This is a genomic window from Algoriphagus alkaliphilus, assembly GCF_900103735.1.
Classification (GTDB): Bacteria; Bacteroidota; Bacteroidia; order Cytophagales; family Cyclobacteriaceae; genus Algoriphagus; species Algoriphagus alkaliphilus.
The window spans coordinates 26,309-52,355 of the sequence record NZ_FMXE01000035.1 but is presented as its reverse complement, the minus strand read 5'-3'; the positions used below and the strand labels follow the sequence as shown (position 1 = coordinate 52,355).

Below are 26,047 nucleotides of genomic sequence, written 5' to 3'. Positions count from 1 at the left end.
AGACGATGACGTTGATAGGCTGCAGGTGTAAAGTCAGTGATGGCATAGCTGAGCAGTACTAATTGCCCAAAAACTTACGCTACGTTTGTTACAGTTTCTACCAAATATGTTAAAGACATAAGACATTAGACGAAAAGAAGTTAGACAAGAGAAGAGAGATCTTGATCCTTGATACGAGCTACTGAAGTCTTCCAATTTAGGCGGCCTAGCGCAGGGGTCCCACCTCTTCCCATCCCGAACAGAGAAGTTAAGCCCTGCAGCGCCGATGGTACTGGGGTTACACCCGGGAGAGTAGGTCGCCGCCACATTATTCAAAAGCCTTTGGAGAAATCCGGAGGCTTTTTTGCGTTTAAACCCTCCATGTTTTGAAGGGAAGGTTCTTGTTGGATAATGATTTGTATCGACGTTCTGAAAGAAAGTTTAATCCATTTGTCAGAGTATCAGAAAGTCGTCTAAGCATTAAAACTTGATGGGAACCAATCTCTAACTATAAATTAATGTTTTTTAGAATAATCCTGAAATTTCCTTGCTAAGTGAAGACTTTTGAAATCCGAACATTATATCCCAAAGTGAGTGTACGTTTTTTATTTCTATATAACAAATGATTTTCGGTTTCGAAATCCGTTCCAGCTTTATCTTCGATCAAGGATAAATTGGCCTCTTAAGTGAATCCCTTTAAACTTTGATTAAAGAGGTTTTATCAACCTTACATTTCTTTTTATACTTTATTGTTGCACTTTTGTAGCATAACTCAAATTGATGGCGGTACTACTTAAAAACCTCAGATTGATCCAAGAAGGAGTGATTCTTGACCCTTTGAATTATATATTTAAAAATGGGTTTATTCAGGAAGTTCTTAATGGTGATCCAATAATTTTTGAAACTGAGATCGATTGCACCTCCTTTTTTGCTTCCAAAGGCTGGGTGGATCTTCGCTGTGGACTGGGCGAACCTGGACAGGAGTACCGAGAGACTGTAGAAAGTCTTTGTCAATCCCTTACAGTTAGCGGATTTGCTCACGCTCTGGTGTTACCCAATACTGATCCAGTCATTCAATCTAAGAATGAAGTAGACTTTGTTTTAAACAAAGCCAAGGTTTTTTCGTCTCAATTGCAAGTAATGGGGGCGGTTACAAAAAATGCAACCGGAGATGATCTAACTGAGATTTTGGATATGCATTTCCAGTCGGGTCTTCGGTTCTTTGGGGATGGTATAAGAACATTGTCAAATTCTGACCGCTACATGAAGATCTTGCAATATCTCCAGAAATTCGATGGAATACTGTTTGATCATGCCTACGATTCACTCCTGGGGATTTTTGGACAGATGCACGAGGGTGAGGTTTCCACAAAACTCGGGATGAAAGGAATTCCAAATCTAGCTGAAGATGTTGCTATTCAACGAAATCTTGAAATCATAAGATATGCAGGCGGAAGAGTGCATTTCCAAACTGTTAATACAGCTAAAGGGGTGGAATTAATACGTAAAGCAAAAGCAGAAGGACTTAAAGTGACAGCAGATGTTTCAATTTATCAAATGATATTCTCGGACAGTGATTTGGTTACCTTTGATTCTAACTACAAAGTCAAACCTCCCTTTAGAGGTAATGACGATAGAGAAGCACTAATAAAGGGGCTTAAAGATGGAACGATCGATTCAATTGTTTCAAATCACCAACCTCATGATTTCGATTCTAAATTTGCCGAATTCGATTTAGCAGCTTTTGGTATGGCGGGACTTCAGACCTTTCTTCCGGCAATGGTAAAGCTATCTGAGGAAATTGGCTGGGAACTTCTGATTGAAAAAATAACAATAGGCCCGGAAAAGGTAATAGGAAAACTATCTGATTCATTGACTATTTTCGATCCTGAGGAAAAATGGCTTTATAACGAGAAAAGCAATAAGTCATTATCCTCAAACAATCCATGGTTTGGAATGGAACTTCAAGGTAGAGTGAAGTATGTCATTCAAAAAGGCCAATTAATCAAGGCAGATGAATAGGTACTTAATTACTGCTTATCAATTTGGCACCTTGGGCGGGATTTTGAGTTTTATCGCCTTTTATTGTTTTTCATTTTTAAATCCTGATCCTACCAGTTTAAATTTAGTCTTTGGGTATTTTCTAGTCCCAGTGTCAATTTTTTTATCAATCAAATTTTTCAAAGATTATTCCAACTCAGGCTATTTGTCCTTCGCTGAAGGAATGACAGTTGGTTTTGTCACTTATGCACTTTTGGGTATTTTGTCAACTATTGGGATATGGACACTACTTCTTCTTTTTCCCGATTTATTTGAGGTCATTAAAACTCAGAAAATAGAACTGCTATTGGAGAATAGGGATTTAATTATATCGCAAGTGGGAGAAGCCTCGTTCAATGCGACTGAATTAAGTATGAATGGTTTGACACCTTGGAACGTCGCACTAAACGATGGACTTTGGAAAATCATCCCCGGAATGTTTTTTAGTATTATTATTTCAATAATTTTAAGAAAAAATCCTAACTAATTCTTTTATGGAAGAGCAACAAACACCTATGCAAGCGGCAGTAAAACCAGGATTGACAATTGGTCTCATATCTCTGGCAATTACTTACCTGGCCTATTTTATTGATTCGTCTCTGTTGGCTTCTGGCTGGTTTGGACTTGTATCATTAGTGATTATGGCGGTACTCCTAATTTACTTTGGAACCCAATACCGAACTGAAATCGGCGGGTTTATGACCTTTGGAACTGCCTTTAATTTTAGTTTTATAGCTATGATCATCTCGGGAATTGTAGGTTTGATAGGTATGCTCCTTTTATATCAAGTAATTGATCCGTCGCTTCCCCAGTTGCTGGCAGATGAAGCATTTCAAACAAGCTTGAAGACTATGGAAAGTTTTGGAGCAAATCCAGATGCTTTGCCACCTGCTCAACTTGAGGAAATGAGAAAAGCAACAGCTGATAGTTTTACGGTTATAGGTCAAATTAAAGGTTTTGGCTTTTTGTTGATCTTTTATGCTTTAGTTGCATTAATTTTGGGTGCAATACTCAAAAAGCGAGACAAGTCTCTCGATTTCTAAACTATGACTCAAATTTCCGTAGTTATTCCTGTTTTTAATGAGGAAGAATCGTTGCCGGAATTAACTCATTGGATTAGCCGTGTGATGAATGAGCGCGGCTTTTCTTATGAGGTGATTTTAATTAACGATGGCAGCACGGATCGATCTTGGGAAGTGATTCAAAATCTTTCCGCTCAAAACATCCAGTTAAAGGGATTGAATTTTACCCGTAATTTTGGTAAATCCGCTGCTTTAGATGCAGGATTTCGTCGTGCCCAGGGTGATGTCGTGATCACGATGGATGCTGACTTGCAGGATAGTCCGGATGAAATTCCCGGACTCTACGAGATGGTTTCAGGAAATGGATTAGATGTGGTCTCAGGATGGAAGAAAGAGCGCCATGATCCCTGGTCCAAAACTATTCCCTCGAAATTTTTTAATGGTGTCACCCGTTGGATTTCAGGAATTCAGCTACATGACTTCAACTGTGGCCTTAAGGCTTATCGAAATAAGGTCGTAAAAAATATTCATATCTACGGTGAAATGCACCGCTATATCCCTTTACTCGCAAAATGGAATGGGTTTGGTAAAATTGGCGAAAAAGTGGTTCAACATCAGCCCAGGAAATATGGGTATTCTAAGTTTGGTTTGGAGCGTTTTCTCAATGGATTTTTGGATCTGATCACTGTTTCTTTTGTACACAGGTATAAGAAAAAACCCATGCATTTCTTTGGCCTTTTAGGAACGCTTTCATTTCTGACTGGCTTTGTTATCACTGCATGGCTGATTTTTGAAAAAATTTATGGCCTTAGCAAAGGCTTAAAAGTCCGAGAAATTGTTGATCAACCCTTGTTCTTTCTTGCCCTAGTGGCATTAATCATTGGTGTCCAACTTTTTGTCACGGGTTTCATTGCTGAATTGATGACTTCCAACCAATCCAAGGAGATCGAATATAAAATCGATGAGGAAGTCAACTTTGATTTTTGATGTATTTCTCAGTCATTATACCGGTTTACAATCGGCCTTCAGAGGTTTTTGAACTTTTCACGAGTTTGGTTCATCAATCCTACAAGGATTTTGAAGTGATATTAATAGAGGACGGATCATCCCTTAAAGCCGATCAGGTGGCTATGAAATTTAATTCCGAGCTGACCATCCGTTATTTTTTCCAAGAAAATCAAGGTCAGGGATTTGCCCGAAATTTTGGCATGACTCAAGCAAAAGGAGATTTTTTCGTCATTTTGGATTCTGACGTAATCCTCCCACCTGATTATTTGAAGAATTTAGACAAGGCCATTTCAGATAGAAAACTGGATGCATTTGGGGGGCCTGATGCAGCGGCGGAAGATTTTTCAAACCTTCAAAAAGCTATGGATTTCGCCATGACTTCATTTTGGACAACCGGAGGAATAAGAGGGAAATTGAAAGATCCTTCCAAATATCAAGCCCGTGGGTTTAACATGGGGGTTTCCAGAAAAGTTTTCGAAACTACCGGAGGTTTTTTGGATCCCAAGCATGGAGAAGATATTGAGTGGAGTATTCGGATCAAAAAGGCAGGTTTTAGGCTTGAATTGGTGGCCGAAGCTTTTGTCTACCATAAACGAAAAAACACGCTTAAATCTTTTTCCAAACAGGCGTTCTCATTTGGGCGAAACCGTGTCAATGTCTCTAGATTTCATCCCGAGGCCATCAAACTCGTGCATTGGATGCCTACTTTTTTTCTGATGTTTTTGATTTCAATTGTGGTCAACGCAATTTTTGTCCAGGTATTTTTGATCCCCCACGTCCTTATTTTTGCGATTTGGTCAGGATTAGTAATTTACCAAGCGAGTTTGAAATATCAATCTATTGTGGTCGGTGATTTGGCGTGGATGACTTCGGTCATTCAGCTTTGCAGCTATGGCGCAGGCTTGGTTTATGAACTTGTCAGAAAATTCTACCGAGGTTAAGCCCCTTTTCTGCATACGAAAATCACTTCATCCGGTGCCAAAGCATATCGCTTTACTTGTGTTGTCGGAAGATCTTTTACAAAAAGGTTTTCTTCAATTTGAAGACCTGATTGGCTAAGTCGTTCGGCGTAGTCTTTGCCAAACTTCCTGACGTGATCCCGTTGACCAAAAAGTCTTTCTCTTTCTTTAGGATCGGAGATGGTTTTGTCTTCAATTGTTTTTTCAAGAGGATATACAGGAGATTGCAAAATCCCCCATCCACCCGGTTTCAATACCCGATTGAATTCAGAACATGCCAAAATATCATCGTCAACATGTTCTAAAACGTGATTACAAAATACCACGTCAAAAGAATTATCCGGAAATGGAATGGAATGTACATCCATTTTTACCTTAGCCAGGGGTGATTCGATATCAGCGGTGATGTAGTCTAAATTTGGTAAGGCTTCAAAGCGATCAATAAAACAATGCTCGGGAGCCACATGAAGCACTTTTAATTTTCCGGAAAAAAAATCGGTTTTTGCTTTCAAAAATAGCCACACCAACCGATGCCTTTCCAAAGCCAGACAGTTGGGGCAAAGGGCATTTTCTCTTGCAATTCTCCCATAAGGTAGAAATTTCTTGTACTGGTTTCCGCATACCGGACATTCGACCTCATTTCCTTTGTTTAATTGTGAGAGAACCTTCATTACCAGCGGGCTGACTGTCTGAAGTATGGGGCGTGGGATATAGCGAATTACAAAGCTAATTAGGGTTTTCATGCTGTTTATATTGCGATGCAAGTTAGGTATTCCCTTTAAAAAAGAACGGAGCTGATAAAATACCAGCTCCGAAAAACTCTTTTTGACCTTAAATCCGAGGTTAAATCATCTCACCTGATTGCTGAAGAAATTTTTCAAGTTTTGAAATCTGGTTTTGAAGCTTATTGATGTTTGTTCGCTGCTTTTCTAAGGATTTTGTGATTTTTGAAACTGCATTTGGAGATAGTTTTCCTGCGGAATTTCGCTTTTCAAATTTGCTCAGGTTTGAGTTGTATTTTTCTTTGGCTTTAGTCAATTTGATTCTTAACTTTTCAAGGTCTACTTTGGCTTTCTGTATTTTCCTTTCCTCTCTCAATTCCTTTTTTGAAACTTGAGATTCAGACTGGGCGAAAGATGGGGTGACCCCAAAAGAAAAAATCAAGGCAATAACAATTCCAGAAATTAAAGTTAGTTTTCTCATGTCCAAATTTAATAGATTCAATAATCAATTAAACGTATAAGCCTAAAATCAATCTTTTTGTTCAATTGAATCTCCTTTTGGAAACCTTCCAGCTTTCCGTAAAGACTCCCGTATAATCCATTCCAATTGTCCATTTGTGCTACGAAATTCATCTGCAGCCCATTTTTCAATTGCTTTCATCATTGATTCATCCAGACGGAGAGCAAATGCTTTTTTAGCTGCCATAGGATTGGAGTTTGTAGTTTTTGAATTGCTCGATTGCTCTACGGGCCTCCTCGGGCTTTTGGGTACCTAAAAGAAATTTTCTCTTAAGTGTCTTTACCATTATTCCATGGTTTCCCCTCACATTATAAGCCCAGGAATCGAAGTTGTATCGAATGCCCCATCCACCATATTTGAATAATGAATTGTACTCGATTAACTCCATTGATATGATGTCGTCGAATTTATATTTTTTTTCGCTGACAAATGGAAAATAACTAAATCTTAAAGTATTTTGATCTATTTTGATTATGAGTTTTAAAGAAAGGAAAAGTCCATTCACCAAAAATAAAATTAAAAGGGGTAATGCCTTTTCCCAACCATTCGAAGGTTTGGTTGGATTTCCCCAAAACAGAGCCCAAATGGAAAGCCCAGTTACACCTAATAAAATGGCCCAAATCCAGACTTGTCGGAATTGTTGTGTCTCCTTGAAAATATATGCTGCCATAAATATTGGTTTTAATTGGAATTTTCTGATTCCCAGCTCGCAATGATTTTTTGAAATTGATCGGACTTATGTGTACTGAAAACATACTTTCGTTTGTCTGTTTCTGCAATAAGTACCTGATCTGACAAGAAAATGTAAGCTCTGGTTTTACCCAAAAAGCGTACCCCCAGTCCACCATATTCCATCATGCCATCCGATTTTTTCACTTGTATATAGCGGATATCTTCCTTTTTTAGTATTCTCCACGTATTCATAAATGGTGGATTTTTAAATGACAGGGTAGTATGATCCATTCGTATTTCGAGTCGAATATTCAGAAGAAGGGCAATTATAGTTCCCATAATCCCAGCAACAATCAAGAGATGTATCCAACCATTTTCACCCAGTTTCCCCGTGAAATAAAAGACTGAAATTAGAGCCAAGGTGGGTAGTTCTAACATTAGAACTACCCAGATGATCCAACTTCCACGGAAACTTTGGGATTCTGTCACTACCATATTTTACTGATTTAGTGTTCCTACATTTAGCACTGGACTTGCACTTTTGTCAGAGCATAGGACTACCATTAAGTTAGAGACCATCACCGCTTTTTTCTCGTCGTCAAATTCAATGATGTCTTTCATTTTCAAGTCGTGTAGTGCCATCTCTACCATGCCAACTGCTCCATCTACAATCTTGCGGCGTGCTGCAACAATAGCTGTCGCTTGTTGTCGCTGGAGCATGGCGGATGCGATTTCTGAGGAGTATGCTAAGTGAGAAATTCTGGCTTCAATTACTTTGATACCGGCATGTTCCAGTCGTTCTGAAATTTCCAATTCAAGGGAGTGGTTGACTTCCTCGACTCCAGATCTCAAGGTAATTTCTGCATTCTCAGCCTCAAAATCGTCATAAGGATACTTTCCTGCCATTTTTCGGACTGCTGCGTCAGTTTGTAAGTGAACGAAGTTTTCATAATCTTCCACATCAAAGGTGGCTTTGAAAGTGTCTTGTACCTGCCAGACTACGATTGTGCCGATCATGACTGGATTTCCGATCTTGTCATTCACCTTGACAGGCTTGTTTTCAAAGTTTCTTACTCGAAGAGAAATCTTCTTTTTTGTCATAAAGGGATTCACCCAGAAAAAACCGTGAGCTTTCACTGTTCCTTTGTATTCGCCGAATAAGAGCATCACCAGTGCTTTGTTAGGCTCTACAATAAAGAACCCCGGTATACAGATAATTGACAAAAATAGGAGGATACCTCCCACGATGGCCATCTCTTGGGTAAAGTGGTAAATAGAGGCTGCGATTCCGGCTAAAGCCATGAAAAGATAGATGTAGCCTGAAGCGGGTTTGATGACTTTTTCCATATAATTATGATGTTAAAATGATATCATTGTGAATTACGAAATTTTTATCAAATAGATCAACTCCAAGCAAAAAAAAATCCCCTGGCCATGCAGAGGATTTGAATAGTGGGGAAAGATTTTATTTCTTTTTAAAGAGGGAGTCTACAAATTCCTTTCGGTTAAATAGCTGAAGATCCGTCATTTTTTCACCCACACCGATGTATTTTACTGGGATTTTGAATTGGTCGGAAATTCCGATTACAACTCCTCCTTTGGCTGTGCCGTCAAGTTTGGTGATAGCCAAAGCAGAGATCTCAGTCACTTTGGTGAATTCTTTTGCCTGAATAAATGCATTCTGTCCTGTCGAACCATCCAACACCAATAGAATTTCATGAGGCGCATCCGGGATAAATTTTTGCATCACCCGTTTGATTTTGCTCAATTCATTCATCAGATTGACTTTGGTGTGTAGCCTTCCCGCTGTATCAATTATGACGATGTCAGCGCCTGAGTCCATCCCTTGTTTGACGGCATCAAATGCCACTGAGGCAGGATCGATATTCATTCCATGCGAAACCACCGGTACACCCACGCGATCACCCCAGAGAATCAGCTGATCTACAGCGGCGGCACGGAAAGTGTCAGCGGCGCCAAGCACTACTGATTTTCCTGCATTTTTAAAAAGATTGGCCAGCTTTCCGATGGTAGTTGTTTTACCCACTCCATTGACTCCCACCACCATGATGACGTAGGGTTTCTTGTCAGAAGGAATGTCAAAATCCAAAAGATCCTGGGTATTATTTTCTTCAAGGAGCGAAGCTATTTCCTCTCTAAGGATTACATCCAACTCGGAAGAATTCAGGTATTTGTCCCTGGCTACCCGCTCTTCTATTCTTCGGATGATCTTGATTGTAGTGTCCACACCTACGTCTGAGGTGATGAGGATTTCCTCCAGTTGATCGAGTACTTCCTCGTCGACTTGGGATTTACCGACGACAGCCTTACTTAGCTTGGAGAAAATGGATTCACTGGTTTTTTGAAGTCCCTGATCGAGGCTTTCTTTTTTTTCTTTTGAGAAAAACCCAAAGATTCCCATGAGGTGCTATTATTAAAAGTGGAATATAATGAAAAAGTCCCTCCTGATTAATTACCAAGAGGGACTTTTAGTGCATTAGGATGCTCTATTCAATTATTTTTTTAAGGTCTCTTGCACCAATGTGGAAGGAACCATTTCTTCTCTGAAGGTGTAAGCGCCAGTCTTATCAGACTTTACTGCTCTGATGACTTTGGCGTAAGTTACGCCACCTTCTTTTTTTAGAGTTGCTACTACTTTCTTAGCCATTTCTTTGTCGTTTAAGCGGAATTACTTCCGAGCTAAATTATTTAATTTCTTTATGAACAGTAACCTTCTTCAAAATTGGGTTGAATTTTTTCAATTCTAATCTCTCAGTTGTGTTCTTTCTGTTTTTTGTTGTGATATATCTTGAAGTACCTGGCATGCCTGAATTTTTATGCTCTGTGCATTCCATAATCACTTGTACTCTATTTCCTTTCTTAGCCATCTCTGTATTGGTTTAAGGGACTGTGACTTTGATTATTTAATAACAATCATACCCGTATCCTGAGCTTTTTTCAAAACTGCGGTGATACCGTTCTTATTGATTGTCCTCAATGCTTTGGAGCAAACTTTCAAAGTAATCCAAGCGTCTTCCTCTGGTACGTAGAAGCTCTTCTTGTGAAGATTTGGGTAAAATCTACGCTTGGTTTTGTTGTTTGCATGGGACACGTTGTTACCTACTTGAGGTCTTTTTCCGGTAATGTCACAAACTTTTGCCATGATATAGTATCGTAAATTGGATGCGTTTCTGTAATGAGTCTGCAAATATCGGAACTTTTCGGGAATTAACAACAAGCAGTTTTAAAATAATTCCCTATTTCAATTACCTTTTGTGAATGGACAATGTTTGCATCCATTTCCGCAGCAAAAGCCCCTTTTGAGATGGTATTTTTCCGTAAAAACCATTAAGCCTTGCTCGTTAATATAAAAATCCTCTTCCGTTACTTTTGGTAAAGGGTTCTTTCCTTGTTTCATGGATTTGCCAAAAGGCAATTACTATATTTGAGAGTCTTATCTTTTTCAATATCGCGTAAAAATAACGAAATCATGGATACCATTTCTACCAGTAAGCAAGCAATACAACTCGAGGAAAAATACGGGGCTCATAATTATCATCCATTGCCGGTAGTCTTGACTAGAGGAGAAGGTGTCTTCCTTTGGGATGTTGAGGGTAAAAGGTACTTTGATTTTCTATCTGCTTATTCGGCGGTCAATCAGGGACATTGTCATCCCCGAATCAAAAATGCCATGATTGAGCAAGTAGGCACATTGACACTAACCTCAAGGGCTTTTTATAATGACATCCTTGGGCCATTTGAGAAGTACATTACGGAGTATTTTGGATTCGACATGGTTTTGCCTATGAATACAGGCGCTGAAGGGGTTGAAACTGCAGTAAAGCTGGCCAGAAAGTGGGGCTATGAGCGAAAAGGAGTGTCTGAAAATCAAGCAAAAATCATTGTTGCTGAAAATAATTTCCATGGACGAACGACTACAATCATCTCATTTTCCAATGATGCCAATGCGCGTAAAAATTTTGGGCCATTTACAGACGGATTCATCCGTATACCTTATAATAATTTAGACGCACTTATAGAAGCGTTGAAAATTGAAGGAGTTGTAGGTTTCCTGATCGAACCGATTCAGGGTGAAGCCGGTGTCTATGTTCCGGAGGAAGGTTATTTAAGAAAAGCAAAAGAAGCCTGTGCTGCTCAAAATGTTCTGTTCATCGCCGATGAAATTCAGACGGGAATTGCAAGAACCGGGTCCTTGCTTGCGGTGTGTGGAAATTGCACCTGCGAAGGGCATTGCGAAAAGCAAGAAACTTATACCAAACCTGATATTTTGATTCTGGGAAAAGCTATTTCAGGAGGATTCTATCCCGTGTCCGCCGTATTGGCCGATCGGGAAATAATGGATGTCATCAAGCCGGGGCAACATGGATCAACTTTTGGAGGAAATCCACTTGGGGCTAAAGTAGCTATGACGGCGCTTGAAGTAGTTAGAGATGAAAAATTGGCCCAAAATGCCCGTAAGCTTGGAATTATCTTTCGTGAGCGGATGCAGAAATTGGTGGACAAAAACCCAATTGCCAAACTGGTTCGCGGTAAAGGACTACTCAATGCGGTCGTGATCAATGATTCTCCAGAGAGCCCTACAGCTTGGAATATCTGTGTGAAGCTTGCTGAGAATGGACTTTTGGCAAAGCCAACCCATGGGAATATCATCCGGTTTGCCCCACCATTGGTTATGACAGAAGAGCAGCTTCATGAGTGTTGCGATATCATCGAGATAGTAATTCCTGAATTTAATAAATAAATAGGTTTCCCGTTACCATCTTTGGGGTCGCCTTTGCTAATTAACAAAGGCAACCTTTTAATTAATAAAGTTCCGATGTCCAAAGCAGTAATTTTCGATATGGATGGCGTCATTTGCCACACGAATCCATTTCATTCCCAAGCCTTCAAAATCTTCTTTGAAAAGCGAAATCTATTCCCGACAGAGGATGAATTTATGCTTCACATGTACGGGAAAAATAACGGCTACATTTTAAGTCATTTTCTGGGCAGAAAAATTGAAGGGCAGGAATTGCTTGACCTTGAGTTTGAAAAGGAAAGTCTTTTCCGTGAAATCTACCAACATCATGTAATTCCCATCCCCGGATTTTTGGAGTTTTTTCATGAATTGAGAAATGGTGACTTCAAAACTGCTGTAGCCACTTCTGCGCCATTTGCCAATCTTGAACTGATTGCAGGAACATTGGATCTATTTCCTCATTTGGAATCCGCACTTGCCAGTGAGCATGTCAGCAAGCACAAGCCTGATCCCGAGGTTTATTTGAAAACAGCAAAAAACATTTCACTTAATTCGAGTCAGTGTGTGGTTTTCGAGGATTCTTTTTCTGGCGTGAGCGCTGCAAAGAATGCCGGGATGAAAGTTGTTGGAGTCCTGTCTTCCCATTCCATTGAGGAGTTACCGATTTGTGATTTTTACATCAGAGATTATACCGGCTTGGAGATTAGCAGGGTAGCAACGTTATTGGAATAATCCAAAATTGCGTAACATAAAATTCAAGATTTTTTAACATTGCAATTAAACTTAACATTGGGAGAATATTAATAAGTATGTATGCACGGAACTTTGCCAGTAGCTTTTGAATAGACTTAAAATTACCTAAAAACACCAAACGTTAGGCTTCATCGGACATCGGACACCCGACATCCGGCCCAAATGAGTTATTAAATTTGCTTACTGGCAGAATAGCGTATAATCATATTAATAAGTCCATTTCTTGAATTTCATTAAGATTTTTTGAGAAGAAAATGAAAAAATACATAATTTTTTTAGTTCAATTAGTGGATTGATAAACCCTGATTCACTTTTAGTACATGTTGCAGTGCGGCCTTTGTCTTGCTGTGCAATTATTAATTTAAAATCTTTCCCGTATGCGAATCCGCTTCGCTGCAGCACTTGTCATCCTGACAATGTTATCAATAAGTGCTTTTGCAAGGAGTACCGATGAGGACTCGCTGCTGATTAAAAAGGCTGAATCTTCAGCTAAAGTAGAATGGTATGATCGTATTCAACTGAGAGGGTATGTCCAATTCAGGTATAGCGGGCTTTTGGAGACAAATCCTAATCTCAAATGCGATCAATGTGATAAATCTTGGGGAGGAGATGGAGGAGGGTTTTTCTTTCGTCGAATTCGGCTGATTTTTTATGGTCAATTTCATCCACAGGTTTATTTTTACATCCAACCAGACTTTGCCTCTGGAGGAGGTAACCTTGCTCAAATCCGAGATGCATATTTTGATGTTGCCTTCGATCAAAAACAAGAATTCCGAATTCGAATTGGGCAATCCAAAGTTCCTTTTGGTTTTGAAAACATGCAATCAAGTCAAAACCGGATTCCCTTGGATCGAAATGATGGTTTGAATTCAGCAGTGCCGAATGAGCGGGAATCGGGAGTGTTTTTTTACTACGCCCCACAACACATCCGTAAGCGATTTAGTCAATTGGTGTCTTCAGGATAAAAGGGTTCAGGCGATTATGGGGTATTTGGATTGGGTGTATATAATGGACAAGAACCAAATGCACTTGATAAAAATAAGAATCTAAATATTGTTTCCAGGATAACATATCCTTTTGAGTTGCCAACGGGGCAGTTTTTGGAAGCCTCGTTTCAGGGATATACCGGCAAGTATATAGTAAATCGAAATGTTAATACTGATTTTGATCAAGACGAGTTTCAAGAACTTCGTTACGGGCCATCTTTTGTGATCTATCCGCAGCCATTTGGACTTCAGGCTGAATACAACTGGGGAAAAGGACCTCAATTTAATCCAGAAACGAATGATGTCTGGGATGCGCCTATCAGGGGTGGGTATGTCTTGGCTTCAAACATGAAAAAAACCGGACAAGGTGCAATTATCCCTTTTACACGCTATCATTATTTTTCTGGGGGAAAGAAGTTTGAAATAGATGCCACTCGACATCGCATCAATGAATTGGAAATTGGAGTGGAATGGCAGTTTAACAATGCTTTTGAATTGGTCACTATGTACACGATTTCGGATCGTTCCGCACAAAATTCCAGGGATCCATTCAATAGAGAAAAAGGAAGCCTCCTCAGGATTCAGGCTCAAGTGAATTTCTGATCGGAAGAAATCCAGTCTCTAATAAAGCATCTCTATTTTACAGGGTTTATTTTTTGTTTTTACAGCCAATGGTTCAAATCTCTATAGTTAACTTTGGTTTTGTATACTTGAAAAAATATGATGCAAAGAAGACCTCGAAGGAACCGCAAATCTGAGTCAGTGAGAAGTTTGGTGGAAGAAACCAGCCTTTCGGTCAAAGACCTGATATTTCCACTTTTTTTAATTGATGGATCAAAAAAAAAGGCAGAAGTCAGTTCCATGCCTGGAATTTTCAGATTTTCCCAAGATCGCATGCTGAAGGAAATTGAGGAGTGTATGAAATTGGGGATATCCGCTTTTGATGTTTTTCCAGCTTATCCTGAATCCCTCAAGGACTCCAGGGCAACGGAAAGCCACAATCCTGAGACTTTTTATCTCAGGACTCTTCGAGAGATCAAAAAGCAATTTCCCGAAATTTGCCTGATGTCAGATGTTGCCATGGATCCCTACAGCAGTGATGGGCACGACGGATTGGTGAAAAATGGCAAAATACTCAACGATGAAACGCTTGAAATTCTGGGGAGAATGTCTTTGGCACAAGCAGATGCTGGCGTGGATATCCTAGGTCCCTCAGATATGATGGACGGTCGGGTTGGATTTATCCGTAATGTTTTGGACGAAAATGGATTCCATGAGACCTCTATTATGTCCTATACTGCCAAATATGCAAGTGTTTTTTACGGTCCTTTCCGAGACGCTTTGGATTCAGCCCCAAAATTCGGTGACAAAAAAACCTATCAAATGAATCCGGCCAATTCAAAAGAGGCCTTGATTGAAGCAGATTTGGATATGGAAGAAGGGGCAGATTTTTTGATGGTGAAACCGGCCTTGTCTTATTTGGACATCATTAAACTCCTGAGTGATAATTATCCTGTTCCAGTGGCTGCTTATAATGTTTCAGGCGAATACAGTATGGTTAAGGCTGCGGCAGCACAAGGTTGGTTGGATTCTGAACGTGCAATGCTCGAAATCTTACTCTCCATCAAGAGATCGGGTGCGAAAATCATCCTCACATACTTTGCAAAAGAATTTGCACGGCTAAAATAAGTCTATTGCTTACTTATTTAATCAAAAACCCGATTCAATCGGGTTTTTTTTTGCTCTTTGGTTAAATATGAGCCATCTATTTTCAATTTATAGAGTCAAAAAATAAATTTAGGGTAAAAAAAATCCAAAAAAATTGAAATTATGTTTTTCATAAATTTCGTTAAATGAATTAAAATTCTAAAAATTGGATAAAATCAGAATATAATTTTAAAAAAAAGCCATTTGATGTTTTATGCCGCTGTTTAGCGGTTTTCGTAATCGTTTTCATAAAATTTCATAAAGATTTGCCAAATATTATTTTTTCATTTATATGGTTAGAAAAAAAGTCTAAAAAAGATAATTAAATGAAAAAAATGTAAAAAAAGGTTCAAAAAACATATCAAAAAGCTTAATAAAATGATAAAACAAAAAAAAACAGTTTGTTTTTATGCCTTTTTTATAATTAAATTCGATTCAATATTTAGCTATCAAACCTATTTAAATTCTGAAAACGTTCAAAATTTAACCTAAAACCTATGATGTCTTTCGCAACCCTGTTGGCCCAAGATTTGGCCGCAACCCCGGATTTGGCCTTAGAAATTTCTCAAAATCTACTGACGACAAATAATGTTTGGATGATGCTTTCCACTGCCTTGGTGTTTATCATGCACCTTGGATTTGCAGGGGTAGAGACTGGATTTGGCCAGGCCAAAAACACAGTCAATATCATGTTCAAAAACACAATCACCCCAATTATCGGAATTGTGTCCTATGCTTTAGTAGGATTTTACCTCATGTATCCGGGTTTTGAAGTGCCAGGTTGGTTTAGCTTCGACTCCGCCGGTTGGAACATGTTCTGGTTTTCTCCTATTGATGCAGATGTTACTTCTGGGTATGCCGATGGAGGATATACCTATTGGACAGACTTTCTGTTTCAGGCTATGTTTGCTGCAACAGCTGCTACGATTGTATCCGGGGCTATCGCCGAGCGGGTAAAAATTTCGGCCTATTTGATCTTTACTTTATTGTTTGTCGGTTTGGTTTATCCCTTGATCGGCAGCTGGAAATGGGGCGGAGGAGTACTTGACGATATGGGCTTTTATGATTTCGCAGGTAGTACTTTAGTCCACTCAGTGGGTGGATGGGGTGCCTTGGCTGGAGTGATTTTGGTAGGCCCGAGAATAGGTAAATATGTAAATGGCAAAACTGTAGAGAAGCCAGGAGCTAGCGTGCCCTTGGCTGTGATAGGAGTTTTCCTGCTTTGGTTAGGGTGGTTTGGCTTTAATGGGGGATCTGTTCTTTCCGCTAATCCTGCCTTAGTTTCTTCTGTATTGGTTATCACCTCTTTAGGCGCATGTGCCGGCGGTCTGGGAGGGTTTTTCACTGCCTATTTTACCTTCAAAAGACTTGATCTTGGAATGCTTCTTAATGGAATCTTGGCGGGATTGGTGGGGATCACCGCAGGTGCAGATGTGTTTACTCCTGCGGCAGCGTTATTGATTGGTTTTGTGGCCGGAATTCTGGTGGTACTTTCCGCTGTCTTCTTGGACAAATTGAGACTCGATGATGTGGTAGGTGCAGTTTCTGTTCACTTGACTTGTGGAGTTTGGGGAACTATAGCCGTGGGTATATTTTCATCTAACCCTGACCATTCGTTCTTAGCTCAATTAATAGGTGTAGCAGTCTGCGGAGCAATGGCTTTTGGCTCAGCATTCCTGATTTTCTACATTTTAAAAGTGACAATAGGTATCCGAGTTTCCGAAGAACACGAGAAAAGCGGATTGGATTCTCACGAACACGGAATCCGCGGCTATACCATCGTCTATGACGAATAGTCCCTTATTTAAATAAAAAAGACCCCCGCCTGGAGAAAAAAACGCGACTCTCTTTCGGCCAGACTGGGGATCTATTGGTCAACTCTATCATTCACCAACACTCAAAATTAAAATGAAAAATTTATTCCTACTAATACTATGTGTGGTTTTATCCACATTTCAAAATGCTTTCGCTCAAGAAGAGACTATTGAAGAGTCCGGTTCTCTGACACTATCCGGTTCAGTAGATGCTTATTACCGAACAAATCTTAATGCTCCCAACAAAGGAGAAAGCTTCCAAGCCCCAGCTTCTTCTTTTGGGAATCTTCCGGGATTTTCACTGGGTATGGCCAATATCATCGCGACGTATCAGGGTAAAAAGGTTGGTGCCGTTGCTGACTTAGTATTTGGCCCAAGAGGTGAGGATGCTGTTTTTGGTTCTCCGCTTTATGGCGGAGGAATGGCAGGAAGCTCCCAGATCGTCAATCAGCTGTATGTCTATTGGAATGTGTCTGACAAAGTCACGCTCACTATGGGTAATTTCAATACTTTCCTTGGATACGAGGTTATCTCTCCAACGGCCAATTTCAATTATTCTACCTCATACATGTTTTCTTACGGGCCATTCTCCCACACTGGATTGAAAGCGAATTTTCAGCTTTCTGACAAATTCTCTTTTCTTGCTGCTGTGATGAATCCGACAGATATGACTGAGTTTAACCTAATAGGTACCTATACGCTCGGGGCCCAGCTTGGATATTCAAGTGATGCAGGTAGTACCTACCTGAATTTTGTGTATGGCGATCAAGATGGCAAATTGAGCAATGATGGTACGTTGATCACGGATCAGTCTTCTTTAGGAAAAACATTCCAGGTGGATTTGACCACTGGGTTTGATCTGTCCGATAAGTTTTATCTTGGTTTCAATACCACTTACAATACGACGAGCTCCGGTGAGTTTTTTACAGGATCTGACATTCAGAATGTTAATGGCGATGGAGCTGGCTTTTATGGATTTGCTGGATATTTACAGACCAAGCCTTCAGATAAGTTTGGAATTGGGTTCCGTGGAGAATACTTCAGTGTGTTCAACAATGGATTGGAAGGTGTAGTGGGATTAAGTCCCATAACTGGAGATGGGGGCGTATTTGCAGCAACTCTTTCTGGGAATATCAAAGTTGGGGGCAACCTGACCTTGATTCCAGAGCTTAGATTAGATAGCATGAAAGAAGAATTTTTCGTAAATAAAAATCTCAATGGAAGTAAAGGCTTGGCTTCATTCCTATTGGCTGCAGTTTTTGCCTTTTAATATTGAAAATTTAAACAGGGTCTATTGTTAAATTAAAGCCGGGGTGAATTTCACCTCGGTTTTTTATTTTTTATGAAAAGTGAATTAATTTAGGTTGTTATAAAGACGAAAATTCTCTGAAAATTGAAAATTTAGAAATTATCGGGTCAGAATTAAATGCTGTCTGTTATCTGTTAAAACATGAAATAAGAACAATATTTGCTTTTTGAGGGTCTTTTTGATCTAAATCAACTGATTTTTGAAACCCTAGGTTTCAAAAATCAGTATAGTTTTGTACTACCCAAATGTACAGCTATGAAAAAGTTGACCCTGTTTATTTCCGCATTCCTCATTTCTACACTTTCGTTTTCCCAAGATATGTTGATGGGACCTAAGTTTAAAAATGCACCAGTTGGAACAGTTCAAGGGCCAAAAATCACTTTGGTTCATGAGTCCCACCCTTCTGCCTTGCAAGGCCCAGCTGCTAAGAATACCGAAGTATGGATGAGTGAACCTGCATCAAAGCTTAAAATTGGTTTCCGAGACACAATCGATAACCCAAAAGGACTTCAAGCTAAAAATAGAAATCCATGGGATAAAAAACCCAAAGAAGTTGATTCTAAGGCAAGCTATGAGGAGCCTAAGTCTATGAAACCAAAGAAAAATTGGATTCACTAACAATCAAAAAAAGCCCGAACCGGGCTTTTTTTATAGTTCTGTTTCCCTCTCCAGCATCAAAATAGCTCCTTGGGATACGATAAAATATTTTTCGCCTTCATAAATTACTTCATGAGCCCCTGAGAGAAGAAAAATGGCTAAGTCCCCCTCTTTTGCCTGAAGTGGAACATACTTAACTTTTTCCTCCTGATCCATCCATGGCTCACTATCTTCTACAGGCATCGGAATAGGATATCCAGGCCCAGCTTTAATAATGTATCCGTGCTGCACTTTTTCTTTTTCCTGCACTCCGGGGGGAAGATAAAGTCCGGAACCGGTTTTCTCGTTTGGTTTTATTAACCTGATCAAAACCCGGTCACCCACCACAATTAGTTTCTTCAATTTATTTTCTGCTGTAAGTCGCATCTTATTTTTGAATTGGATCAAGAATAAGAGCCAAGAGTCTTGATGATAAAATACTAGATTCCTGGCTCTAAATAAAGAAACGGCACCAATCCGAAAAAAGGTGCCGTCTTATTGGTTTAGCTTGGATTACTTCTTGTCTTCGCTTACTTCTTCATAGTCTACATCCGAAACCCCGTCTCCGGCAGTTCCTTCACCTGCATTGACATCAGGTCCCGGCTGTGCACCAGTACCTTGGGTGGAATTGTACATTTCCTGAGAAGCACCTTCCCAAGCTTTGTTCAAGTTTTCCATTGCAGCATCGATACCTTCAAGATTTTTGGATCCATGCGCGGATTTCAATGCTTCCAAAGCCGAACTGATGTTAGCCTTGTTTCCACCGGAAAGTTTGTCCCCATATTCTTTCAGCTGCTTCTCAGTTTGGAAAATTAGGCTGTCAGCTTGGTTTAACTTCTCGATTTTTTCTTTTTCGGCCTTATCAGAAGACGCATTGGCTTCCGCCTCACGCTTCATTCGTTCGATATCGTCCTGTGAAAGTCCAGAAGAAGCTTCGATTTTGATCTTCTGCTCTTTTCCAGTTCCCTTGTCTTTTGCAGATACATTCAGAATACCATTAGCATCGATGTCGAATGTAACTTCGATTTGCGGAACGCCTCTTTGTGCAGGTGGAATATCAGAAAGTTGGAATCTTCCAATGGATCTGTTGTCCTTAGCCAAGGATCTTTCACCTTGAAGCACGTGAATATCCACGGCAGGCTGATTGTCAACAGCAGTTGAGAATACTTCTGATTTCTTGGTAGGAATAGTGGTGTTGGACTCGATCAGTTTGGTGAATACGCCACCCATGGTTTCGATTCCCAAAGAAAGTGGAGTGACGTCCAATAGAAGCACATCTTTCACTTCACCGGTCAATACACCACCTTGAATAGCTGCGCCAATTGCCACAACCTCATCAGGGTTTACACCCTTAGACGGCTTCTTTCCGAAGAATTTTTCAACTTCTTCCTGGATTTTGGGGATTCGGGTAGAACCACCCACCAAGATGACTTCGTCGATATCAGCAGCAGTCATATTTGCATCTTTCAAGGCCTTGATACAAGGATCCATCGATCTTCTTACCAAGGTTTCAGATAGCTGCTCAAATTTTGCACGGCTCAATTGTCTAACCAAGTGCTTTGGTCCCGTTTGGGTTGCTGTGATATATGGCAGGTTGATTTCAGTAGAAGCAGAGCTGGAAAGCTCGATTTTAGCTTTTTCAGCAGCTTCTTTCAAACGCTGAAGTGCCATTGGATCATTTCTTAGATCAATTTGCTCTTCAGTTTGGAATTCATTAGCCAGCCAGTCGATGATTACTTGATCAAAGTCGTCTCCACCCAAGTGAACGTCACCGTTGGTAGATTTTACTTCGAAAACGCCATCGCCAAGTTCCAGGATAGAAATATCGAAGGTACCACCGCCAAGGTCATACACTGCGATTTTCATGTCTTGGTGCTTCTTGTCCATCCCGTATGCCAAAGCAGCTGCCGTAGGTTCGTTGATGATGCGCTTTACTTCAAGACCTGCAATTTGTCCGGCCTCTTTGGTGGCCTGACGTTCTGCGTCGTTAAAATATGCGGGAACTGTGATGACGGCTTCAGTAACAGTTTGTCCCAAGAAATCTTCAGCAGTGCTCTTCATTTTCTGAAGAATCATCGCAGAAAGCTCCTGAGGCGTATAGGATCTGTCGCCGATTCTTACGACAACAGTATCGTTTGTTCCTTGCTCTACTTTGTAAGATGCATGCTTTTTCTCAGCTGAAACTTCAGAGAATTTCTTTCCCATAAATCGCTTTACTGAGGAAATGGTATTTGCAGGGTTAGTGATAGCCTGACGCTTTGCGGGATCACCTACTTTTCGCTCACCGTTTCCGTTGTCAAGAAAAGCCACAATTGAAGGGGTGGTTCTTCTTCCTTCGCTGTTTTGAATGACTACGGGTTCGTTACCTTCCATTACGGCTACGCAGGAGTTGGTGGTACCCAAGTCAATGCCTATAATTTTTCCCATTGTTATATAGATTTAGATAGTTGCATTTATTGTACATTCCCCTTTCTTCAAGGCATGTGCCACTGGAGAAAATGGCCTTTTTGGTGCCAGATTGTCAGTCAAACTGCCATTGCATTTCGAATAAAAAAATCGAATTGTCACTTTTAGAAAAAATGAACTTGCCGAATTTGGCAGGCTTTGGAAAAGTATACGATTACATGCAACCTCAATTCAAAGTGCTGCATCTAAGTATTGATGCAACCTTTATCTTCAAACCAAAACCGGGAACGAGCCAAATGGATTTTAGTCCTTCTTTTAGGGTTTGCAGTGATTCACATTACAAAACACCTTGAATTCGCTTCTGCCTGGGCATTTTTAAAAGCCATAAGCTCAAGTAAATTGTCGTTTTTGGGCTAAGGAACAGGGCTATTTCCTATTTTTGGTTAATGAAAAATAAGCTCGTTGTTCAGGATATTTTTATTTACCCAATCAAATCACTTGTGGGGATTCGTCTTTCAGAGGCTTTAGTGGAGGAGAAAGGCTTTCAGTTCGACCGGCGATGGATGCTTGTAGACGAGGAGGGACTATTTATTTCGCAACGCGATTATCCTCAGTTAGCTTTATTATCAGTAGAATTAGGTGAAAATGAGTCGATCGTATTTCGGAGCAATGAAAAAGAAAAATCGATTCAAATTCCATTTGAGGTAGCCACAGGCCCAGAAGTGTTGGTGATTATTTGGGATGATCAAGTTATAGCTAAAGTGGTTCATCCTGAAATTGACAAATGGTTTTCAGCAGTGCTAGGCTTGCAGGTAAACTTGGTAGTAATGCCCGAAAACTCTCATCGAAAAGTTGATCCCCGTTATGCAGTAAATGGAGAATCAGTCAGCTTTGCTGATGGCATGCCTTATTTGATTATTGGTCAGGAATCCTTGAACGACTTGAATTCCCGCCTGGAAATTCCAGTTCCGATGGATCGGTTTAGGCCAAATATCGTTTTTTCGGGAGGGGTGGCATTTCAAGAGGATTCACTTTGCAAAATCAAAATTGGCGACTCGGAATTTCAGATCGTAAAGCCCTGCGCACGATGTGTGATGACCACAGTTGATCAAGAAACAGGGGAGAAAAGTAAAGAACCTCTAAAAACGCTTTCCGGCTATCGCACAATTAACAGCAAAGTTTATTTCGGGCAAAATGTGGTCGCCTTAGGAACTGGCAAAGTCAGAATAGGGGATCATATCCTACCGCTTGAATAACCAAAAGCCGGACTTCGATAAAAGCCCGGCTTCTTTATTCTTGTAAGGTTAATTGATTTAAAAGGAGAACCCAGTAGTGAGTTTGAAGAAGGAATCATTGCCTTCTACAAGGTCAGTTCCAAAAGAGAATCTTGCAAATGGTCCTCCTCCAGGCTTAGCGAATTGAACATATGGGCCGAGCCACTGATATACGTCAGTTGAAGTTTCAACATTAGATCCGCCAGAATTGATCAGTTGCTCATAGTGAGCGCCTATTGAGAAAAATTCACTTGCTCTAAATCCTAAATTCAACCAGTAGTGTGTGTAAGCAAGGGTAGTACCATTGGAAGGAGCTTTATCGCGGATCGGTGCATAATAGCCGTAGTAAAATTGGCCTTCTATTTTTTCTTTCAACAGGTTTACGGTCAGGTTTGGTACAATACCGTCTCCGAAAATGGCGGGCCCCCTTGTACCGGAGCTAAGCAGATTTCCACTCAAAACACCAAGTTGTGGATTGATTGATAGTCCTTCAGCTGCCTGGAAGTTTGCGCCAATGCCGAATTCAGTCCAATTGCCCCATGCCGCTGCCGTTCCACCACCCCAGTGGATTCCGTAGAAGGTGAATTGTGTCTTTTCCGAAAATCCATAGGATCCCTGAAAAGTGGGATAAAACCCGAAGAATTGGTCGGAATTCAACGCTACAGAAAAGTTGAATTGTTTTTCCTCCTGTGCGAGGGTTTCTGTAATACTCGACAGGGCGCAAAGTGCTGCTAGGAAAGTTACCCGCATAGCAGACTTCAGAGTAAATCTGTTTTTCATAAATTAATAGGTTTTGGTTTGAGATAGGTTTGTTTTTGAACTAATAATCGAAACTTATATGCTTTTATTATTAATTCGAGGTTAATTTAATATCAAAAAATTAACAAAAGCAAAGCAAATTGAAAAAAACGGTAAAAAAATTAAGTGATAGATGAAGAATTTTAAATTTTATTCAAAATTTCCGTCAAATTCTCAACCGGGCACGGCAGATTTTACACGCTTTATTTGATGTGAGGTCAAAAAAAGACCCTCAATCTAAAAATGAATTGAGGGCTAAGTAATTGCTTTTTCCAAGTACAGGAGAACAATACCTATGAAAATTCTTTAACAGTTTGGATAAAGATCTTGACCATTTCGGGATCAATATCCGGGTAGACTCCATGGCCAAGATTGGCGATGTGACGTGTGCCTCGAAACTGCTCCATCATCTCAATTGTAGCTGCACGAACTTGATCAGGATTGCCATAAAGTGCTGCCGGGTCTAAGTTTCCTTGAAGTGTTTTAGATGATCCGATCAATCTTCTAGATTCTGCAATTCCCATATTCCAGTCTAGACCGATTGTCTCACAATTGAGCTGTCCCATTTCTTCTCTTGCGAAAAATGCACCCTTGGCAAAGACCGTAACTGGAACTTCTGTGATGGCATCGCATATTTGCGAAATATAGTTTAAAGAGAATTCTTTGTATTGCTTCGGCCCAAGAATCCCCGCCCAACTGTCAAAAATCTGAACCAAATCTACACCGGAACGGATCTGTGCTTTGAGATAATTGATTGTGGAGTCGGTGATTAGCTGAAGTAGTTTTTGGGAGAAGACTGGATCGCGATACAGCATTTCCCGTGATTTTGAAAAAGTCTTGCTACCGCTTCCTTCAACCATATAGGCAAAAATCGTCCAAGGAGCCCCTGCAAATCCGATCAGAGGGACGCGCCCGTTGAGGGCCTTTTTGGTGATTTGGATAGCATCGATCACGTATTTCAAATCATAATCTCCATCTGCTACGCGCAACTTTTTCAAATCCGAATTGCTTCGCACTGTATTCGGAAACCACGGCCCTCGTTTTTCAATCATTTCGTAAGGCAAACCCATCGCCTCGGGAATGACCAAAATGTCAGAGAAAATAATGGCTGCATCCACATCCAAAATGTCAACAGGCTGTATAGTGACTTCCGCGGCAAGTTCCGGAGTTTGGGCTAGTTCAATGAATCCACTGACAGATTCACGGACTGCGCGGTATTCGGGCAGGATTCGACCTGCCTGACGCATCAGCCAAACTGGAGTTCTTTCTGTTTTTTCACCTCTGGCTGCGCGAAGCAGTAGATCGTTTTTGAGTTGCATGCCGCAAAGATAAGCACCAAATTATTTTTGGAGGGATTGCCTCAAAATAAAAAAGCGAAGCCTGGATTTCCGGGCCTCGCTTGAGGTAAGAGTTGGTTTACTTTTAATATTTCTTTTTAGGCTCTAATTTCCGGAACTGAGTATCTGTTATTCCGAACATTTTGGTCACTGCATCATAGTTGGTCCAATCAATTCGCCCTTTTGGAAAATCCGAGGGAACTACAACAATTCTAAATTTTTGATCTTGAGTCCAAACCGGATCTAAAGTTCTCAAATTAATCGTCCCTTCAAGGAAGAGACGAATATCTGCCTGTGTAAAATCGAAATTGTAAACCAAAGGCCCTTCAGGAAAAAAGACAGTTTGAGGGACAGCTCTCCATATTTTTCTTCCCTGGACTACATCCCAAAGGATATAGGTCAATACAACGTCACTTTCCATCAACTCTTCGGGAAATTCCAGAAAGGCTTCCCAATCATTTGCTGCTGTAAAATCAACGGTGGCTTCGTAGGTGGTGGCTACAATATTTACACCGGGTGCGCCTTGTTGTCCTTGAGGACCCGGAGGACCTTGCAATCCCGGTAGGCCTTCCGGACCTTCACATGCCTGAAAGGCCAATACCACAGCCAGGCCAAAAATTAAAGTTAGATTTCGCATGATTTTATAGGATTAAAATTTGATCGCATATCCAGTTAGCTAACGTGAGGAATTTCTCACTTGCCAAGGGCGGACAGATGGCTGGTAAATATTCCCTTGATTGTAGGTATTCCGGCGTACTCGGTTTTAAATTATTTTTACTCTTTCACTGCAGGTTTCATGCCAAGGTTGGGTTTAAAACCCCAAAAGAATAGCTATCGGATCGGTGCGATCACCTGAACTTCAGATTCGCTGATTATCCGGTCAATAAAAATTCCGGTAAGTAAAAGATTTTGCGATTTGGCTGAGGCTTCAATCTCCTTCTTTACCTGGTCAGGACTTGGCATCACCCATTTGTTTCTTTTTATTGTTGCTCGCATGTGCCTAGCCTCTGCAAATCCCAATAGTTCCAAATCAGCTGGTGCAAAGGGTAAATCCAGACCGACAAATACTTTCATGGTATCCAATTTCCCCTTTGGCTCTTCAAAATAAACGGTGTGGATTTTCTTTCCGGGGTTGAGAGACAACAATGTCTCAATCGATCGAAACGTATTCCCCAACTCCTGATCCTGTGGCTGCCCGATAAAATATTTTCCGGCCAGCGTAGGAGGATAGGCCTCTACCAACTCAATTTCGATGGGGTTATTTCCCCCAAGTCGGTCAAAAATGAAGTAGAAAACCGTTGAGACGGCAAGTAAAATCACAAAAGCAATCCCTGTTCTTTTCATTT

At 40.4% G+C, this 26,047-nt stretch carries 29 protein-coding genes, 1 rRNA gene and 1 pseudogene; 14 read left to right on the top strand and 17 right to left on the bottom strand.

Annotation, left to right across the window (positions count from 1 at the left end; all coding sequences use genetic code 11):
* Positions 1–196 precede the first annotated feature (196 nt).
* The 6 genes from rrf (at position 197) to BLQ81_RS18625 (ending at position 4,990) form a co-directional block, all read left to right on the top strand.
* A 5S ribosomal RNA gene (rrf, locus tag BLQ81_RS18650) occupies positions 197–308 on the top strand.
* Between the two features lie 718 nt (positions 309–1,026).
* Positions 1,027–2,001 (top strand): dihydroorotase, encoded by a 975-nt coding sequence (locus tag BLQ81_RS18645; protein ID WP_317042037.1) that lies wholly within the window; start codon positions 1,027–1,029, stop codon positions 1,999–2,001.
* 31 nt (positions 2,002–2,032) lie between these two features.
* The gene (locus tag BLQ81_RS18640) at positions 2,033–2,506 is read left to right on the top strand and encodes a DUF4199 domain-containing protein (protein ID WP_245693309.1); all 474 of its coding nucleotides are present in this window, start codon (positions 2,033–2,035) and stop codon (positions 2,504–2,506) included.
* 7 nt (positions 2,507–2,513) lie between these two features.
* The gene (locus BLQ81_RS18635) at positions 2,514–3,062 is read left to right on the top strand and encodes a DUF4199 domain-containing protein (RefSeq protein ID WP_092733484.1); all 549 of its coding nucleotides are present in this window, start codon (positions 2,514–2,516) and stop codon (positions 3,060–3,062) included.
* A 3-nt stretch (positions 3,063–3,065) separates the two neighbouring features.
* A complete protein-coding gene (locus BLQ81_RS18630) occupies positions 3,066–4,028 on the top strand; it encodes a glycosyltransferase family 2 protein (RefSeq protein ID WP_092733481.1) in 963 nt (320 codons plus the stop codon).
* Positions 4,028–4,990 (top strand): glycosyltransferase, encoded by a 963-nt coding sequence (locus BLQ81_RS18625; protein WP_092733478.1) that lies wholly within the window; start codon positions 4,028–4,030, stop codon positions 4,988–4,990. The genes BLQ81_RS18630 and BLQ81_RS18625 overlap by 1 nt, the downstream gene beginning before the upstream one ends.
* On the opposite strand, the gene BLQ81_RS18620 is transcribed toward BLQ81_RS18625, so the two are convergent.
* The 11 genes from BLQ81_RS18620 to BLQ81_RS22385 all read right to left on the bottom strand — a co-directional run bounded on the left by BLQ81_RS18620 (position 4,987) and on the right by BLQ81_RS22385 (position 10,340).
* Positions 4,987–5,751: a class I SAM-dependent methyltransferase gene (locus BLQ81_RS18620; RefSeq protein ID WP_092733475.1), complete on the bottom strand. Its 765-nt coding sequence runs from the start codon at positions 5,749–5,751 to the stop codon at positions 4,987–4,989. The genes BLQ81_RS18625 and BLQ81_RS18620 overlap by 4 nt on opposite strands.
* A gap of 100 nt (positions 5,752–5,851) precedes the next feature.
* Entirely contained in the window at positions 5,852–6,211 is a 360-nt protein-coding gene (locus tag BLQ81_RS18615) for a hypothetical protein (protein ID WP_092733472.1), read from the bottom strand.
* Between the two features lie 48 nt (positions 6,212–6,259).
* Positions 6,260–6,436, bottom strand: coding sequence for an Arc family DNA-binding protein (locus tag BLQ81_RS18610; RefSeq protein ID WP_092733469.1), 177 nt, complete (start codon positions 6,434–6,436; stop codon positions 6,260–6,262).
* Positions 6,426–6,920 (bottom strand): hypothetical protein, encoded by a 495-nt coding sequence (locus BLQ81_RS18605; protein WP_092733466.1) that lies wholly within the window; start codon positions 6,918–6,920, stop codon positions 6,426–6,428. The genes BLQ81_RS18610 and BLQ81_RS18605 overlap by 11 nt, the downstream gene beginning before the upstream one ends.
* 11 nt (positions 6,921–6,931) lie before the next feature.
* Complete coding sequence (locus tag BLQ81_RS18600) at positions 6,932–7,417, bottom strand: hypothetical protein (RefSeq protein ID WP_092733464.1); 486 nt, start codon at positions 7,415–7,417, stop codon at positions 6,932–6,934.
* 3 nt (positions 7,418–7,420) lie between these two features.
* Entirely contained in the window at positions 7,421–8,269 is an 849-nt protein-coding gene (locus BLQ81_RS18595; RefSeq protein WP_092733461.1) for an SPFH domain-containing protein, read from the bottom strand.
* A 118-nt stretch (positions 8,270–8,387) separates the two neighbouring features.
* Positions 8,388–9,344 carry a signal recognition particle-docking protein FtsY gene (ftsY, locus tag BLQ81_RS18590; RefSeq protein WP_092733458.1) on the bottom strand — a complete coding sequence of 319 codons (957 nt, stop codon included), beginning with the start codon at positions 9,342–9,344 and terminating at the stop codon, positions 8,388–8,390.
* 93 nt (positions 9,345–9,437) lie between these two features.
* Positions 9,438–9,590 (bottom strand): DUF4295 domain-containing protein, encoded by a 153-nt coding sequence (locus BLQ81_RS18585; protein ID WP_092733455.1) that lies wholly within the window; start codon positions 9,588–9,590, stop codon positions 9,438–9,440.
* A gap of 37 nt (positions 9,591–9,627) precedes the next feature.
* Positions 9,628–9,810, bottom strand: a complete 183-nt coding sequence (gene rpmG, locus BLQ81_RS18580) for a 50S ribosomal protein L33 (protein ID WP_009036148.1) — start codon at positions 9,808–9,810, stop codon at positions 9,628–9,630.
* Between the two features lie 32 nt (positions 9,811–9,842).
* Complete coding sequence (gene rpmB, locus BLQ81_RS18575) at positions 9,843–10,085, bottom strand: 50S ribosomal protein L28 (protein ID WP_092733452.1); 243 nt, start codon at positions 10,083–10,085, stop codon at positions 9,843–9,845.
* A gap of 99 nt (positions 10,086–10,184) precedes the next feature.
* Entirely contained in the window at positions 10,185–10,340 is a 156-nt protein-coding gene (locus tag BLQ81_RS22385; protein ID WP_175454277.1) for a DUF5522 domain-containing protein, read from the bottom strand.
* Positions 10,341–10,412: 72 nt separating this feature from the next.
* Between BLQ81_RS22385 and rocD the strand changes: the two genes are divergently transcribed.
* The 7 genes and pseudogenes from rocD to BLQ81_RS18540 all read left to right on the top strand — a co-directional run bounded on the left by rocD (position 10,413) and on the right by BLQ81_RS18540 (position 18,868).
* The gene (gene rocD / locus BLQ81_RS18570) at positions 10,413–11,684 is read left to right on the top strand and encodes an ornithine--oxo-acid transaminase (RefSeq protein ID WP_092733449.1); all 1,272 of its coding nucleotides are present in this window, start codon (positions 10,413–10,415) and stop codon (positions 11,682–11,684) included.
* 75 nt (positions 11,685–11,759) lie between these two features.
* Positions 11,760–12,413 (top strand): HAD family hydrolase, encoded by a 654-nt coding sequence (locus BLQ81_RS18565; protein ID WP_092733446.1) that lies wholly within the window; start codon positions 11,760–11,762, stop codon positions 12,411–12,413.
* A 398-nt stretch (positions 12,414–12,811) separates the two neighbouring features.
* Positions 12,812–14,023 (top strand): annotated as a pseudogene (locus tag BLQ81_RS18560) (porin).
* Between the two features lie 120 nt (positions 14,024–14,143).
* Positions 14,144–15,109, top strand: a complete 966-nt coding sequence (gene hemB / locus BLQ81_RS18555; RefSeq protein ID WP_092733443.1) for a porphobilinogen synthase — start codon at positions 14,144–14,146, stop codon at positions 15,107–15,109.
* 518 nt (positions 15,110–15,627) lie between these two features.
* The gene (locus BLQ81_RS18550) at positions 15,628–16,923 is read left to right on the top strand and encodes an ammonium transporter (protein WP_245693308.1); all 1,296 of its coding nucleotides are present in this window, start codon (positions 15,628–15,630) and stop codon (positions 16,921–16,923) included.
* Between the two features lie 112 nt (positions 16,924–17,035).
* Positions 17,036–18,211 carry a porin gene (locus tag BLQ81_RS18545; RefSeq protein WP_092733438.1) on the top strand — a complete coding sequence of 392 codons (1,176 nt, stop codon included), beginning with the start codon at positions 17,036–17,038 and terminating at the stop codon, positions 18,209–18,211.
* A 294-nt stretch (positions 18,212–18,505) separates the two neighbouring features.
* A complete protein-coding gene (locus tag BLQ81_RS18540; RefSeq protein WP_139183674.1) occupies positions 18,506–18,868 on the top strand; it encodes a hypothetical protein in 363 nt (120 codons plus the stop codon).
* A gap of 30 nt (positions 18,869–18,898) precedes the next feature.
* Here BLQ81_RS18540 and BLQ81_RS18535 read toward each other — a convergent pair whose 3' ends face one another.
* Positions 18,899–19,273, bottom strand: coding sequence for a co-chaperone GroES (locus BLQ81_RS18535; protein WP_092733503.1), 375 nt, complete (start codon positions 19,271–19,273; stop codon positions 18,899–18,901).
* Positions 19,274–19,399: 126 nt separating this feature from the next.
* Entirely contained in the window at positions 19,400–21,313 is a 1,914-nt protein-coding gene (gene dnaK / locus BLQ81_RS18530; protein WP_092733431.1) for a molecular chaperone DnaK, read from the bottom strand.
* 425 nt (positions 21,314–21,738) lie between these two features.
* On the opposite strand from dnaK, the gene BLQ81_RS18520 reads away from it, so the two are divergent.
* Entirely contained in the window at positions 21,739–22,548 is an 810-nt protein-coding gene (locus BLQ81_RS18520) for an MOSC domain-containing protein (RefSeq protein WP_092733425.1), read from the top strand.
* A gap of 57 nt (positions 22,549–22,605) precedes the next feature.
* Here BLQ81_RS18520 and BLQ81_RS18515 read toward each other — a convergent pair whose 3' ends face one another.
* The 4 genes from BLQ81_RS18515 to BLQ81_RS18500 all read right to left on the bottom strand — a co-directional run bounded on the left by BLQ81_RS18515 (position 22,606) and on the right by BLQ81_RS18500 (position 26,045).
* Positions 22,606–23,346: a DUF6733 family protein gene (locus tag BLQ81_RS18515; RefSeq protein WP_245693307.1), complete on the bottom strand. Its 741-nt coding sequence runs from the start codon at positions 23,344–23,346 to the stop codon at positions 22,606–22,608.
* Between the two features lie 311 nt (positions 23,347–23,657).
* Positions 23,658–24,683 (bottom strand): uroporphyrinogen decarboxylase, encoded by a 1,026-nt coding sequence (gene hemE / locus BLQ81_RS18510; protein ID WP_092733419.1) that lies wholly within the window; start codon positions 24,681–24,683, stop codon positions 23,658–23,660.
* A 103-nt stretch (positions 24,684–24,786) separates the two neighbouring features.
* Positions 24,787–25,338 carry a hypothetical protein gene (locus tag BLQ81_RS18505; protein ID WP_092733416.1) on the bottom strand — a complete coding sequence of 184 codons (552 nt, stop codon included), beginning with the start codon at positions 25,336–25,338 and terminating at the stop codon, positions 24,787–24,789.
* Between the two features lie 194 nt (positions 25,339–25,532).
* Positions 25,533–26,045 (bottom strand): hypothetical protein, encoded by a 513-nt coding sequence (locus BLQ81_RS18500; RefSeq protein ID WP_092733413.1) that lies wholly within the window; start codon positions 26,043–26,045, stop codon positions 25,533–25,535.
* Positions 26,046–26,047 lie beyond the last annotated feature (2 nt).

Bases quoted from the DNA above. Each gene is read 5' to 3' on its own strand.
- BLQ81_RS18635 (WP_092733484.1), top strand. From the start codon at position 2,514: ATGGAAGAGCAACAAACACCTATGCAAGCGGCAGTAAAACCAGGATTG.
- BLQ81_RS18630 (WP_092733481.1), top strand. From the start codon at position 3,066: ATGACTCAAATTTCCGTAGTTATTCCTGTTTTTAATGAGGAAGAATCG.
- BLQ81_RS18625 (WP_092733478.1), top strand. From the start codon at position 4,028: ATGTATTTCTCAGTCATTATACCGGTTTACAATCGGCCTTCAGAGGTT.
- BLQ81_RS18620 (WP_092733475.1), bottom strand. From the start codon at position 5,751: ATGAAAACCCTAATTAGCTTTGTAATTCGCTATATCCCACGCCCCATA.
- BLQ81_RS18615 (WP_092733472.1), bottom strand. From the start codon at position 6,211: ATGAGAAAACTAACTTTAATTTCTGGAATTGTTATTGCCTTGATTTTT.
- BLQ81_RS18610 (WP_092733469.1), bottom strand. From the start codon at position 6,436: ATGGCAGCTAAAAAAGCATTTGCTCTCCGTCTGGATGAATCAATGATG.
- BLQ81_RS18605 (WP_092733466.1), bottom strand. From the start codon at position 6,920: ATGGCAGCATATATTTTCAAGGAGACACAACAATTCCGACAAGTCTGG.
- BLQ81_RS18600 (WP_092733464.1), bottom strand. From the start codon at position 7,417: ATGGTAGTGACAGAATCCCAAAGTTTCCGTGGAAGTTGGATCATCTGG.
- BLQ81_RS18595 (WP_092733461.1), bottom strand. From the start codon at position 8,269: ATGGAAAAAGTCATCAAACCCGCTTCAGGCTACATCTATCTTTTCATG.
- ftsY (WP_092733458.1), bottom strand. From the start codon at position 9,344: ATGGGAATCTTTGGGTTTTTCTCAAAAGAAAAAAAAGAAAGCCTCGAT.
- BLQ81_RS18585 (WP_092733455.1), bottom strand. From the start codon at position 9,590: ATGGCTAAGAAAGTAGTAGCAACTCTAAAAAAAGAAGGTGGCGTAACT.
- rpmG (WP_009036148.1), bottom strand. From the start codon at position 9,810: ATGGCTAAGAAAGGAAATAGAGTACAAGTGATTATGGAATGCACAGAG.
- rpmB (WP_092733452.1), bottom strand. From the start codon at position 10,085: ATGGCAAAAGTTTGTGACATTACCGGAAAAAGACCTCAAGTAGGTAAC.
- BLQ81_RS22385 (WP_175454277.1), bottom strand. From the start codon at position 10,340: ATGAAACAAGGAAAGAACCCTTTACCAAAAGTAACGGAAGAGGATTTT.
- rocD (WP_092733449.1), top strand. From the start codon at position 10,413: ATGGATACCATTTCTACCAGTAAGCAAGCAATACAACTCGAGGAAAAA.
- BLQ81_RS18565 (WP_092733446.1), top strand. From the start codon at position 11,760: ATGTCCAAAGCAGTAATTTTCGATATGGATGGCGTCATTTGCCACACG.
- hemB (WP_092733443.1), top strand. From the start codon at position 14,144: ATGCAAAGAAGACCTCGAAGGAACCGCAAATCTGAGTCAGTGAGAAGT.
- BLQ81_RS18550 (WP_245693308.1), top strand. From the start codon at position 15,628: ATGTCTTTCGCAACCCTGTTGGCCCAAGATTTGGCCGCAACCCCGGAT.
- BLQ81_RS18545 (WP_092733438.1), top strand. From the start codon at position 17,036: ATGAAAAATTTATTCCTACTAATACTATGTGTGGTTTTATCCACATTT.
- BLQ81_RS18540 (WP_139183674.1), top strand. From the start codon at position 18,506: ATGAAAAAGTTGACCCTGTTTATTTCCGCATTCCTCATTTCTACACTT.
- BLQ81_RS18535 (WP_092733503.1), bottom strand. From the start codon at position 19,273: ATGCGACTTACAGCAGAAAATAAATTGAAGAAACTAATTGTGGTGGGT.
- dnaK (WP_092733431.1), bottom strand. From the start codon at position 21,313: ATGGGAAAAATTATAGGCATTGACTTGGGTACCACCAACTCCTGCGTA.
- BLQ81_RS18520 (WP_092733425.1), top strand. From the start codon at position 21,739: ATGAAAAATAAGCTCGTTGTTCAGGATATTTTTATTTACCCAATCAAA.
- BLQ81_RS18515 (WP_245693307.1), bottom strand. From the start codon at position 23,346: ATGAAAAACAGATTTACTCTGAAGTCTGCTATGCGGGTAACTTTCCTA.
- hemE (WP_092733419.1), bottom strand. From the start codon at position 24,683: ATGCAACTCAAAAACGATCTACTGCTTCGCGCAGCCAGAGGTGAAAAA.
- BLQ81_RS18505 (WP_092733416.1), bottom strand. From the start codon at position 25,338: ATGCGAAATCTAACTTTAATTTTTGGCCTGGCTGTGGTATTGGCCTTT.
- BLQ81_RS18500 (WP_092733413.1), bottom strand. From the start codon at position 26,045: ATGAAAAGAACAGGGATTGCTTTTGTGATTTTACTTGCCGTCTCAACG.